A 12,732-nucleotide genomic window follows, 5' to 3' on the forward strand; every position below is an offset into this window, starting at 1 on the left:
GGCGCGTGACCGCGTCGGACCCCCGGGTCCCGGGCGACAGCCGGGTCGCGAAGCGTGCCCTCGTCGCGCTGTTCGGCGCGGGCTTCGCGACCTTCGCGCAGCTGTACGCCCCGCAGGGCGTGCTGACCGAGCTGGCGCACGAGTTCCGCAGCGACACGGGCGCCGTCTCGTGGGTGATCGGTGCCGCCACGCTCGGCGTCGCCGTCGGCGTGGTGCCGTGGGCCCGGGTCTCCGACCGGATCGGCCGCGTGGCCGCGATGCGCTGGTCGGTGCTCGTCGCGCTCGGGATCGGCCTGCTGGTCCCGTTCATGCCGACGCTCCCCGCGCTCGTCGCGGTCCGCTTCTTCGAGGGGCTCGCGCTCGCGGGACTGCCCGCGCTGGCCGTCACCGCGCTGGCCGAGATCGTGACGCCCGCGGCGCTCGGCACCGCCGTCGGCAGCTACGTCGCCGGCACCACCATCGGCGGGCTCGCCGGTCGCGTCATCTCGGGCCTCGTCGGCGACGCGTTCGGCTGGGGGTGGGGCGTCGCCGCGGTCGCCCTCTGCTCGGTCGCCTCAGCGGCCCTGTTCCTCGCGCTGATCCCGGCGACCCGCATCCCGCCTGGACCCCCGCTGCCGCTCGGCCGCGCGTTCCTCGCCAATCTCCGCAACCCGGGCGTCCGGGTCCTCATCGCGCAGGGCTTCCTCCTGATGGGCGGCTTCGTCGCCGTCTACAACGTCCTCGGCTTCCGGTTGCAGGAGGCCCCGTTCGGGCTGAGCACGGCCCAGGTGTCCTGGCTCTTCCTGGCCTACCTGGCCGGTGCGGTCGCCTCGCGTCAGGTGTGGGCGGTCATCGCGCGGGCGCACCGCGGGCGGAGCCGGGGGCCGCTCGCCGGCCTCGAGTCACCCGTGCGAGTGCAGCTCGGGTGCATCGCGCTCATGCTCCTCGGACTCGGTCTCATGCTGCTCCCGTGGCTCCCCGCCGTGGTCCTCGGAGTCGTGCTGTTCACCGGAGCGTTCTTCGGCGCCCACACCATCGCGAGCGGTCTGATCGGTCGGCGTGCCGACACCGGGCGCAGTCTCGCGCCGTCGCTCTACAACCTCGGCTACTACATCGGCTCGGCACTGCTCGGCGGCCTCGGCGGCCTCGTGTTCGCGCACTGGGGCTGGGTCGCCGCCGTCGCCCTGGTCGCGGTCTCCGCGCTCACCGCGGCGGCCGCCGCCGTCGGGCACGCGCGGAGCGCGCGCCGCTGACGGTGACGGTGGCGTGACGCGCCGTGAGGCGCCGGGTCAGATGTTGGCGTGGATCTCCCACAGGTGCCAGGCGGTGCTGGCCCACGAGTACGAGCGGGACTGATCCTCGGCGAGCACCGAGAGCCGGGAGCGCTCGGCGTCGTCGCGCATGATCCGGGAGAGCTCGCCGGCGAACGCCGTGGCGTCCTCCGCGCCGATCCCGCCCTCGAAGGCGAGCTCCGCCGCGACGGCGCTGCCGCCATGCAGCGCGGGAACCCCCGCGGACAGTGCGGCGAGCAGCTCGTAACCGGTGCCGATGCCCGCCTGGGGCAGCGCGAGCAGCTCGGCGCCCGAGAGCACGGCTCCGATGTCTTCGAGCTCGCGCGGGCGGACCACCGTGACACGGTGCTGCAGCTCGGTCGGGATCGCTGCCGCGAGCTTCGGGTCCGCACCCTCGGCGTTCTGCGGATCGCCGGGCGCGGGGAAGCTGCCGCTGAGCACGACGAGCGCCGGGAGCGACGGATCGGCGCGCATCGCGTCGAGGATCCAGTCGAGCCGGCCGAATTCGCCGGGCGCCGCGGTCGTGACCACGTAAGTCGAGGGGAGCTCCAGCTCGACGCGGCGTTCGGCGGCGTCGGACGGGCGCATGATCCGGGTGGGGGCTGCGAGCGGCAGCACCTGCACCGCCAGCTCGGGCCCGAAGTGCTCCTGCAGAGCGCTCGCGGTCGCGTGGGTCGAGGTGACGATCACGTCGGCGAGGCGCACCGCGCGGCGCACGAAGGATCGGAAGAGCCGGGCCTGGGTCGTGCCCATCAGCTCGGGAGCCTGCCAGGCGATGCCGTGGGGGATCGCGACCGAAGTCTGGGTGCCGTCGCCGTCGTCGCGGCTGCGCAGCGGGACCATCGGGGTCAGGGCGTGCACGAACTCGCCGTCGAGGGGCCGGGCCGAGGCGCCGGACTGCCACAGCACGGGCAGCATGCCTGCCTTCAGGGGCAGGGTCTCGACGCGGGCGCGCGGCGATTCCAGAACGGGTGCCTCCGTGCCCTTGGCGATCAGCAGCCGGGCGCTGCACCCGCGGGGAGCCGCGACGGCGACCGCTTCCGTGAGGTCCTGCGCGGCTGCGGCCTGCAGTGCGCTGTCCCACCCGGGAAAGGGCTCGCCGATCAGCGTGAGCGTCGCCACGTAACCCCTCCGTCCCCGTCAAGCTGTGAATCGCCCGACAGCCTTGATTCTACGGAATCGGTTGCTGTGCGCAGGCCCGGAGCGCGCTGAAGCGTCACCGAATCGTAACCCTGCGGTGTCACCGCCCGTCGGGAGGCGCGGCCGACGGCGGGGGACCGCCTTTCGCGGATTCCGGAGCGCGTCGCAGGTTCTCTCCCGGCAGCGGCCCTACCCTAGACGCTATGCGTGTACTTCTCACCGGCGGCGCCGGCTACATCGGCTCGCACACCGCGCTCGTGCTCCTCGAGCGCGGGCACGAGGTCATCGTGGTCGACGACTTCTCGAACAGCAGCCCCGAAGCGGTGCGCCGGGTCGAGGCGCTGAGCGGGCGGAGCATCCCCGTGATCGAGGTCGACCTCGCCGAGCGCGAGGCCGCCCGTGCCGCGCTCGACGGCGTCGAGTTCGACGCCGTCATCCACTTCGCGGGCCTGAAAGCGGTGGGCGAGTCGGTCGCGCAGCCCACCCGCTACTACCGGGTGAATCTCGACTCGACGCTCGTGGTGCTCGACCTCATGCGCGAGCGCGGGGCGACCAAGTTCGTGTTCAGCTCGTCGGCGACGGTCTACGGCGAGCCGCAGCGCGTGCCGATCGATGAGGCGCACCCCGCCGGCGTCGGCGTGACCAACCCTTACGGCTGGACGAAGGCGATGATCGAGCAGATCGTCCGCGACACCCAGGTCGCCTGGCCCGAGCTCGAGGCCGTGCTGCTGCGCTACTTCAACCCCGTCGGCGCGCATCCCTCCGGCCGCATCGGCGAGGACCCGACCGGGATCCCCAACAACCTCATGCCGTTCATCGCGCAGGTCGCGGTGGGCAAGCGCGAACGGCTCAGCGTGTTCGGCGGCGACTACCCGACTCCCGACGGCACCGGCGTGCGCGACTACATCCACGTGATGGACCTGGCCGAGGGCCACGTCTCCGCGCTCGAGCACATCGCCGCCGGCGTCACCGCGTACAACCTCGGCTCCGGCACCGGATCCAGCGTGCTCGAGGTCGTCCGCGCCTTCGAGGAGGCCTCCGGCCGCCCCGTGCCCTACGACATCGTCCCGGGCCGCTCCGGCGATGTCGCCGAGATGGTCGCGGATCCCGCCAAGGCGAACGCCGAGCTCGACTGGCGCACCACCCGATCCCTCGCCGAGGCCTGCCGCGACACGTGGACCTGGCAGTCGAGCAACCCCGGCGGGTACGCCGGATGAGCGCGATCGAGCTCGAGCGGCCGATCCGCAACCCCGATCTCGATTCGCCCCCGCTGATGACCAAGCGGGCGCGGTGGCTCGTGCTGCTCGGCTTCGTCCTGCCCGGCAGCGCGCAGCTGCTCGCGGGCAACCGCAAGCTCGGCCGCTTCGGAATCACCGCGACGGTCGTGCTGATCCTCGCCGGCGTCCTCACCGTGGTCGGCCTGCTCGCGGCGCGCGCAGACACGCTCACGCTGTTCACGAACAGCTGGTTCCTCTTCGTGCTGACCTGGCTGCTCGTCCTCTACGCGATCCTCTGGCTCGTGCTCGGCTTCGACACACTGCGGCTCACCAAGCTGGTGCGGGTGAAGCCGAACTGGCGCGTGCCCATCGCGGTGATCTCGGTGCTGCTGACCATCGTGCCGGCCTTCGGTGCGGCCTGGGCGGCGACCACCGTCGCCTCGACCCGCGGCCTGCTCGACGACCTCTTCGCGGGAGCGCCCGCGGTCGAACCCGTCAAGGGCCGCTACAACTTCCTGCTGCTCGGCACCGATGCCGGCGCCGACCGCGAGGGGCTGCGCCCCGACAGCATCTCGGTCGTGAGCGTGGACGCGAAGACCGGCCAGTCGACCATCATCGGCGTGCCGCGCGAGCTCGCGAACGTGCCCTTCTCGAAGAGCTCGCCGATGGCGAAGATGCACCCGAACGGGTTCGGCGTCGGCCCCAACGAGTTCGGCGAGTGGGGCGGCTGCCAGGTGGGCCGCTGCATCCTGAACGGCGTCTACGCCGAGGCGGAGCTGTTCTATCCGGAGCTCTACCCGAACGCGAAGAAGCAGCACTCCTCGCCCGGTATCGAGGCGACCAAGGAGGCCGTCGAGGGCGCGACCGGCCTCGACATCCAGTTCTACGTGCTCGTCAACATGGACGCGTTCTCGCAGCTGATCGATGCGCTCGGCGGCATCGAGATCGATGTGAAGGAGCGTCTGCCCATCGGAGGCGATCAGTACCAGAACGGCGTCGACGGCTGGATCGAGCCGGGCAAGCAGCACATGAACGGCTACACGGCCCAGTGGTACGCGCGTTCGCGCTACGGATCCGCGGCGGGCGACTACTCGCGCATGGAGCGGCAGCGCGAGCTGCAGGCCGCGATCCTCGCGCAGATGAATCCGACCAACGTGCTGGCGCGGTTCCAGGACATCGCGACCGCGGGCAAGCAGCTCGTCGAGACCGACATCCCGAGCTCGATGCTGGGCCGGTTCGTGGACCTCGCGGGCAAGTCCCGGGAGTTCCCGCCCGTCAACGTCGAGCTCGTGCCGCCCGCGGTGGATCCCGAGAACCCAGACTTCGCTACGATCCAGAAGCTGGTGGATCAGGGCATCGTCAAGGCGACTCCGAAGAAGGAAGGCAAGCAGTGAGCGACGGAGCCGCCACGGGGCCCTCTGCCGGCACGGGCACGGGATCCGGCGCGAGCTCGGTTGGCGCCTCCGGCGCGCTGCGGGTGACCGCGGTGCTCGTCGCGTGGAATCGCCGGGAGCTGCTGCGCGAGGCGCTGGAGGCGCTCGCAGCGCAGACCCGTCCGGTCGATCGTCTCGTGGTGGTCGACAACGCTTCGGACGACGGTTCCGACGCGGTCGCTGCCGAACTGCTGGCCGCGTGGGGGGATCGGGCCCGCCTGATCCGGCTGACCGAGAACACGGGCGGCGCCGGTGGTTTCGCGGTGGGGATCGCGGCCGCGGTCGCCGATCCCGCGACCGACTGGGTGTGGGTCATGGACGACGACACGGTGCCCGGTCCCGACGCGCTCTCCGGCGCGCTCGCGACGTTCGGGCGCTATCGCGCGAGCGGGCAGGACGATCTCGCAGTGATGGGCTCGCGCGTGGTCTGGACCGACGGCGCGGACCACCCGATGAACACGCCGAAGGCGAAGATCCGTGCGTCGCGCGCGGAGCGCGAGCGGGCGGCCTCCGTCGGCGCGATGGAGATCCGGTCGATCTCGTTCGTGTCGGCGTTCCTGCGCGCCGCGCGGGTGCGCGAGCTGGGACTGCCCATCGTCGACTACTTCCTGTGGAACGACGACTTCGAGTACTCGGCCCGCCTGCTGCGCGGGGCGCGAGGTCTGTTCGTGCCCGACTCCGTGGTCACCCACAAGACGGCGAAGCGCGGGTCGAGCGACGCGGATCCCGGCCCCCGCTTCTTCTTCGAGGTGCGCAACAAGCTCTGGGTGTTCCGGCTCTCGAAGGCGCTCTACGGCTGGGAGAACGCGCTCTACATCGCGGCCACCGCCCGGCGCTGGGTGCGCACGTTCCGCGCCTCGCAGGACCGATCCGTGCTGCGCGACGGCCTCCGCCGCGGCTGGCGCGACGGCTGGCGCACCCGCCCCCGCGCGTCCACCGAAGTCCTCGCGACCGCGGGGGTGCCCGACGACGTCATGGATCAGATCCGGCTGCTCGAGCGGTAGGGGCACCTGCGCCGGTTGGACTGGCCGACGAGGCGCCCTGCTTTTCTTGACTCTTCTCTGCTGTTATCTCCTCGGGGCATCGTATTCGGAAGGAGATCCGGGTTCAGAAGGAGGGCGAATCAGCAGGCCCACCTTCTGAACTCGAATCTCCTTCGCTGGAACTGGAACTGGAACTGGAACTGGAACTGGCGAAGACGCTGGTGCCGGAGCTCGTGCAGGGCGTGAGCGCAAGCCACTGGACTCGGACCGCATCGACCCGGCGCACTACTGCGCCAGGTGCTCTCCGCGTGCGATTGCGCCGACGATGAGGTCGTGGACCTCCTCCCACCGATGCACGATCTGCGCATAGCTCACGCGGATGACTCGGTACCCCTGCAGCATCAGCAGTGCGTCGTGCCGGTTGTCGGCGTCGCGTTGCGGACCGACGTGGGTTCCGCCGTCGATCTGGACCACGAGCCGATCGCCGAAGAGGAGATCGACACGGTGGCCGAGGATCCGCACCTGCTCCAGTATTCGTACGCCGAGCCAGGTGAAGCGGCTGCGCACGAGGGACTCGAGCCCGGAGTCCGCGAACGGACGGCACTCGGTGAGGAGCCCTCGCGCCCTTCCGGTGAGCGGAAGGCGCGCGAGCGTCGGCAGCTGGATCAGGTGGCGGTTCAGCGCTGATTCCCAGATGACCAGCGCGTCTTCGTACGGCAGACAGCTCGCGATGAGTGCCAGCGCGTTCTCGACAGAGTCCTCGAGCTGGCCGGGCGAACGCGGAAGCAGCGGTTTCGCCCAGTGCACCACGAACCCCGGTCCGCGGGCCTTCGCGTTCGGACGGGAAGCGAAATGCAGCTGTTCGGCAGCCCGGGGGATCCAGAGCCCCAATCGCTCCGCGCGGGTGACGCAACTCACGACCGCGGTGTTACGCGCGGCCTCGACGAGTACCGGGTCGGCCCCGGGGAGCGCGATCCACCCTTTTCGCGGGCGGGAGAGACGGCCCGCTGCGACCGCCTGCGCGATGCGATGGGGCGAGTGTCCGCGTGCGATGGCGTCCCGCGAGCGGACGATTCCTTGGTGGTGTGCGACGAATCCGGTGAGGTGCATGCTCGAGTGTCTCGAGAATCAGAGCGGCCGAGGGGCAGAAGGGGGGATCTGTGGAGAGATCCGCATGCCTGGAAGCGCATACGCGTGATGAGGAGGGTGGATCCCCGGCCGAGTGAACCCCGAAGAGGCTGGGGGTCAGAAGGAGATTCGAGTTCAAGAGGAGGATTCCACGTGAAACATCCTTCTGAACCCGGATCTCCTTCCGAAGCCAACGGCACCCACCAACACCACCCCACCGCCCTACAGTAGAACCATGACCCAGGCCGACTTCTCGCTGCTGCTGCCCGTCTACGCCGGGGACGACGCCGGGTTCCTGCGCCTCGCCTTCGAGAGCAGCGTCGACCGGCAGACCCTGCGCCCGGCCGAGGCGGTGCTGGTGCAGGACGGCCCGGTGCCCGATGCGCTCGCGCAGGAGATCGCCCGGATCGAGCGCGAGAGCCCGATCCCGGTCTCGGTGGTGCGTCTCGAGCAGAACCGGGGCCTCACCGAGGCGCTGAACGCCGGCCTGGCGCGGGCGACGCATCCGGTGATCGCGCGCATGGACGCCGACGACGTCTCGGTGCCCGAGCGGTTCGCGCGCCAGTGGGCGCTCATCGAGCAGGGGTACGACCTGGTCGGCACGGGCATGGTCGAGTTCGAGCACGACCCGGAGACGACCGGCGCGCTGAGGGTCCCGCCGACCGGGCCGGAGCGGATCCGCGAGCACGCGCGCACGCACAACCCCTTCAACCATCCGACGATGATGTACCGGGCGGACGCCATCGCGAAGATCGGCGGCTACGAGCCGTTCGGCAAGATGGAGGACTACTGGCTGGGCATCCGGCTCATCGCCTCCGGCGCGAAGGTCGAGAACCTCGCCGAGCCCCTGCTCAGGTATCGCGTCGGCGCCGGATCGTTCCAGCGCCGCGGCGGCTGGACGGAGGCGAAGACGGAGGCGCGGCTGCAGCGGGCGATGCTGCGCATGGGGTTCGTCTCGCGCGGCCAGTACCTGCGCAACGTGGTCGTGAAAGGCGCGTACCGCCTGCTCCCCGCGGGCGTCAAGAAGGTGCTGTTCCGCCGCTTCGTGGGCGGGGGGCTCCCCGGCGATCGCGCCCAGTAGCCGACCGCGGGCGGCTCGCGGTACTGTCGGCTCAGAGCGAGGAGGTCGACATGGGATTCGCGCTGCTGGCCCTCATCTGCGCGGTCGCGCTGCTCGGCCCCCTGCTCGCGCTGCCCGACCGGTTGCGCCTGCCCGTGGTCATCGGCGAGCTCGCCGTCGGTCTGATCCTCGGGCAGAGCGGATTCCGCATCGCGGACCCCACGGAGCCGACGTTCGCGTTCCTCGGCCAGATCGGTTTCGCCCTGGTGATGGTCGTCGCCGGTTCCCACGTGCCGATCCGCGATCCGGCGCTGCGCAGCGGCATGCGCACCGGTCTGCTGCGCGCGGCGGTCGTGGGTGCGGCCTCGGTGCCGCTGGGATTCGGGATCGCGCAGCTGTTCGGCACCGATCACGGGTGGCTGTACGCGGTGCTGCTCGCCTCGTCGTCGGCGAGCCTGGTGCTCCCCGCCCTCGCCGGAGTGCGCACCGACGTGCCCGTGCTCGAACAGCTGCTGCCCCAGCTCGCCGTCGCCGATGCCGTCTGCATCGTGCTGCTGCCGCTCGCCATCGAACCGAAGAACGCGCTCGGCGCCGGGCTCGGCGCGCTCGTGGTCATCGCCGCCGCGCTGGTCGCCGCCTGGGTCGCGCGACTGCTGGTCACCCGCGGATTCGAGGCGCGGATCCGCGCGGTGTCCCGGGAGCACTCGCTCGCGATCGAGCTGCGCTTCTGGCTGGTGGTGGTGTTCGCGGTCGCCGCTATCGCGACCGCGCTGCACGTCTCGGTCATGCTCGCGGGCTTCGCGTGCGGGATCGCGCTCGCGGCCGCGGGCGAGCCCGAGCGGCTCGGCAAGCAGCTGTTCGCCATCACGGAGGGGCTGTTCGCCCCGATCTTCTTCGTCTGGCTGGGAGCGTCCATTGATCTGCGCCACCTCGTGACGCACCCGCAGGCGATCCTCCTCGGGGTCGTGCTCGGCCTCGGCGCGCTCCTCGTCCACTGCATCCCGGTGCTGCTGCGGCAGCCGTGGCCGGCGGCCATCGTGACGGCCGCGCAGCTCGGCGTCCCGATCGCCGCCGTCTCGATGGGCGAGACGCTCGGGATCCTCGCCTCGGGAGAGGGGGCGGCGATCCTGCTCGGCGCGATGATCACGATCGGCGCGACGACGCTGGCATCGAGGCGGCTGCGCGCCGTCGCCGAGGCGCAGGCACCGGTAGGGTGAGGGAGTGAGATCCGTCGCTCAGGTGCTCGTATTCCCGGCGTACCGTTCGAACCCCTTCCTCAACATGCTCGGCCTCGCGCCCCGTGCGGCGGGGTACCGGTTCCTCGACGCCGTCTCCTGGGACGGGCTGCTGCGCCTGCTGCCGAGCCTCCAGGACGGAGACGTCTTCCATCTGCACTGGACGACTCCGATCCTGCAGCGCGCGCAGGATCGGGCAGCCGCCGAGCAGCGTCTCACCCGCTTCGTTGCGGAGCTCGACGGGCTCCGGCTGAGGGGGGTGCGGCTCCTCTGGACCGTGCACAACCGGCTACCGCACGAGCTCGCGTTCCGCGAGCTCGAGGTCGATCTCATGCGGGCGATCGCGGACCGCGCCGATGCGGTGCACGTGATGGCGCCGGACACCCCGACGGTGCTGTCGGACATCGTGCGTCTCGACCCCGCCACCGTTCGCGTGCTGCCGCATCCGAGCTACGCCGGCATCTACGACACAGGGATCACGCGCGAACAGGCCCGCGCCTCGTTCGGGCTCGAGGACACCGACCACGCGACCCTGTTCATGGGGCAGATCCGCCCCTACAAGGGCATCGGGGAACTGATCGCCGCGAGCGGCACCGCGCAGCGGACCGACGGCGATCTCGTACTGCTGCTCGCGGGGGCGGTCGCCGAAGCGGATCCGGACGAGATCCGGACGGCGATCCCCGCCGGGGTCCGCGCGATCCTCGACCTCGCCTTCATCGACGACGGCGACATGGATCGGTGGCTCCGGGCCGCCGACGTCATGGTGCTGCCGTACCGAGCGATCCTCAATTCGGGCAGCGTGCACCTCGCAGCCACGTTCGGGATCCCGGTGATCCTGCCGGACGAAGCCCACCTCCGCGAGCAGTTCGGCGAGGAACCCTGGGTCGCGTTCTTCGATACGCGGGATCCCGCGGCGTCCATCGCCGAACTGCTCTCAGACACGACGCTGTTCGCGGAGGTGACCGAGGCCGACTTCGACCGGTTCAACCGTGAGATCTCGCCGTTCCGAGTGTCACGGCGGTACCGGATGCTGCTCGACGAGCTCAGGGGCTGGCCGGAGCGCTCGCGAGCTTGAGCCGCTCGAGGAGGTAGGGCGCCATCGTCTTGGTGTAGCTCGCGGTGAGATGCCCGTCCGCGTCGCGGTAGGTGATGACGCCGCCGGTGACCGCCGAGCAGGTGTCGGGGTCGCAGACCAGATCCGAGACCGGCACCAGCGAGGCGTACTGCGGGAGCGACTTCGCGAGCTGGGCGATGCGGTCGGGGAAGCGTTCCGCGACGGAGCGTTTCGTGCCGCACCGGTCCGTGCTCGGATCGAATCCGACGCGTTGGATGCAGATCAGCGAGTCGGAGTCGGGGATCGGAACGGACTCGAGCGCCAGGATCCGGGTGCCCTTCTCGCCCGCGGCCGCCCACAGGGCCTTCGCATCGTCGATGCTGGTCATCTTCGAGAGGGCCTTCCTGGAGGAGGCCGTGAGGATCAGGTCGTAGGGGGTGTCCGAGGTGAACGCCCGCTGGGCGAGCTCCGACTGCTCTTCGCACGGGGCGCCGGGGTGGGGCGTCCACGGGCAGCCCCAGCCGACGTAGGTGGTGATGCGCCAGTTGAGCTGGGGCGCGAGGTCGCGCAGAAGCGGGATGTACATGGCGGCGTGGCTGTCGCCGATCAAGGCGACGTTCCGGGCGCTCGGATCCTTGCTGCCGAAGGTGCACGACGCGTGCGGCACGGTCTGCCCGCGGTAGCAGTCGGCTGAGTACGCGCCCTGGGTGTCCTCGGTGAACCCGTCGACGGATGGGACGAACGTCGGTCCGGGAGTGCACTTCTTCCCGGACTGCAGCGCGGCGGCGCCGAGGCAGCCCGGGGCGACCGCCGCCGCACCGCTCGCGGCCGGCGGGGCTTCGGCGCGGCTGAGGAACGCGCCGCCGCTCACGAGCACCGTCGCGGACGCGGTGAGCAGTGCGACCGCGAGGATCACCGGCGTGCGCCGGTGCGGTCCCTGACGCGGAGCGGCTGCCTTCGCGCCGCGCGGCGCGAGCCAGTCCGAGAACCGGATCGGGTTCTCCACCAGCGCGTAAGTGGCGGCTGCGAGCGCCCAGGTCACGAGCAGCAGGACGCCGGTCAGCAGCGGACTCGACGGCAGCACGGCTGCGGCGAGGATCAGGACCGGGAAGTGCCACAGATAGAGCGAGTAGGAGATGTCGCCGAGGTGCACGGCGAGCCGGTTGGTGAGCGGCGCGGCGATCCGGTCGTATCCGGGGTCGGCGCCGATGCCCGCGAGGATCGCGAGCGCGCTGCCCGCGACGGGCAGCACGGCGAGGACGCCGGGGAAAGCGGCGCCGCCGGGCAGCAGGAGCGCGGTGCCGAGGATGGTGCCCAGCCCCAGCGCGAGCAGCGCACCGCGAAGCGGGTTCGGGATCCGCACGGTCTTGGGGTTGAGGCAGGCGAGCAGCGCGCCGGCGGCGATCTCCCAGAACCGCGTGAACGAGGAGAAGTAGGCGAACGTGGGATCGTTCGCGGTCTGGATCCACGACCAGATGAGCCCCGCGGCGATGAACAGCGCGATCGCGGTGGCGAGGGCCGCCCGTCCGCGACGCCGGAACACCGCGAACACGAGCAGCATGAGCAACGGCCAGAACAGGTAGAACTGCTCCTCGACGGCGAGGGACCAGAAGTGCTGCAGCGGCGACGGCGGCAGGGACTGCTGGAAGTAGTCGGTTCCGGTGCTGGCCATGCGCCAGTTCGCGGCGAGCACCCACGCGCAGAGGGAGTCCCACCAGAGCGAGACCGCCCTGGCGTGGGGGAGTACGAAGCCTCCGACCAGGAGGGTCGACGCGATGACGAGCACCGATGCCGGGGCGATACGTCGGATGCGCCGGACGTAGAAGTTCCGCAGCGAGATGCTCCCGGTGCGGTCGTGCTCGCGCAGGAGCAGGCCGGTGATCACGAACCCGGAGATGACGAAGAACACGTCGACGCCGATGTAGCCGCCGGACGGCCAGCCGAAGCCGTGGTCGAGCATGACGAGCAGGACTGCGAGGGCGCGCAGCCCCTGGATGTCTCGGCGATGCGCGGTGCGGACCCCGGCGGGGGACCTCCCCTGGGAAGCCTCGATAGTGCCGGCCGGGGGTGTTGACATCTAATATCCTTGTGCGCTGTGCGGGGTGATGCGGGCATTGCTCGGGCGCGCGCCCGGTCACGGGATGAGAATACCGGGCCTGCGTATGGGATCCTGACCGCGCGCGCGTCGAAAACTTGAAGTATGGAAGAATC

Annotated in this window: 10 protein-coding genes; 7 read left to right on the forward strand and 3 right to left on the reverse strand. The window is 70.9% G+C overall.

Going from position 1 to position 12,732, the window contains the following annotated elements; all coding sequences use genetic code 11:
• Positions 1-5 precede the first annotated feature (5 nt).
• Complete coding sequence (locus ABD169_RS03340) at positions 6-1,232, forward strand: MFS transporter (RefSeq protein WP_344029280.1); 1,227 nt, start codon at positions 6-8, stop codon at positions 1,230-1,232.
• Positions 1,233-1,268: 36 nt separating this feature from the next.
• Here the strand turns inward: ABD169_RS03340 and ABD169_RS03345 are convergent, their stop codons facing one another.
• Positions 1,269-2,393 carry a glycosyltransferase gene (locus tag ABD169_RS03345; RefSeq protein ID WP_344029283.1) on the reverse strand — a complete coding sequence of 375 codons (1,125 nt, stop codon included), beginning with the start codon at positions 2,391-2,393 and terminating at the stop codon, positions 1,269-1,271.
• 221 nt (positions 2,394-2,614) lie between these two features.
• Between ABD169_RS03345 and galE the strand changes: the two genes are divergently transcribed.
• From galE to ABD169_RS03360, 3 genes are all read left to right on the forward strand, one after another.
• Entirely contained in the window at positions 2,615-3,628 is a 1,014-nt protein-coding gene (gene galE / locus ABD169_RS03350) for a UDP-glucose 4-epimerase GalE (protein ID WP_344029286.1), read from the forward strand.
• Positions 3,625-5,022 carry an LCP family protein gene (locus ABD169_RS03355; RefSeq protein ID WP_344029289.1) on the forward strand — a complete coding sequence of 466 codons (1,398 nt, stop codon included), beginning with the start codon at positions 3,625-3,627 and terminating at the stop codon, positions 5,020-5,022. Before galE ends, ABD169_RS03355 begins: the two co-directional genes overlap by 4 nt.
• Positions 5,023-5,099: 77 nt before the next feature.
• Positions 5,100-6,065: a glycosyltransferase gene (locus tag ABD169_RS03360; RefSeq protein ID WP_344031626.1), complete on the forward strand. Its 966-nt coding sequence runs from the start codon at positions 5,100-5,102 to the stop codon at positions 6,063-6,065.
• Positions 6,066-6,329: 264 nt separating this feature from the next.
• Here the strand turns inward: ABD169_RS03360 and ABD169_RS03365 are convergent, their stop codons facing one another.
• Entirely contained in the window at positions 6,330-7,154 is an 825-nt protein-coding gene (locus ABD169_RS03365; protein ID WP_344029292.1) for a DUF559 domain-containing protein, read from the reverse strand.
• Between the two features lie 253 nt (positions 7,155-7,407).
• Here ABD169_RS03365 and ABD169_RS03370 point away from each other — a divergent pair, with 253 nt between their 5' ends.
• From ABD169_RS03370 to ABD169_RS03380, 3 genes are read left to right on the forward strand one after another with little or no spacing between them, the layout of a single operon-like run.
• A complete protein-coding gene (locus tag ABD169_RS03370; protein ID WP_344029295.1) occupies positions 7,408-8,253 on the forward strand; it encodes a glycosyltransferase in 846 nt (281 codons plus the stop codon).
• A 50-nt stretch (positions 8,254-8,303) separates the two neighbouring features.
• Positions 8,304-9,449, forward strand: a complete 1,146-nt coding sequence (locus ABD169_RS03375) for a cation:proton antiporter (RefSeq protein ID WP_344029298.1) — start codon at positions 8,304-8,306, stop codon at positions 9,447-9,449.
• A 4-nt stretch (positions 9,450-9,453) separates the two neighbouring features.
• Positions 9,454-10,542, forward strand: a complete 1,089-nt coding sequence (locus ABD169_RS03380) for a glycosyltransferase (protein ID WP_344029301.1) — start codon at positions 9,454-9,456, stop codon at positions 10,540-10,542.
• Here the strand turns inward: ABD169_RS03380 and ABD169_RS03385 are convergent.
• Complete coding sequence (locus ABD169_RS03385) at positions 10,511-12,598, reverse strand: acyltransferase family protein (RefSeq protein WP_344029303.1); 2,088 nt, start codon at positions 12,596-12,598, stop codon at positions 10,511-10,513. The genes ABD169_RS03380 and ABD169_RS03385 overlap by 32 nt on opposite strands.
• Positions 12,599-12,732 lie beyond the last annotated feature (134 nt).

It is taken from the genome of Leucobacter iarius (assembly GCF_039530105.1).
Classification (GTDB): domain Bacteria; phylum Actinomycetota; class Actinomycetes; order Actinomycetales; family Microbacteriaceae; genus Leucobacter; species Leucobacter iarius.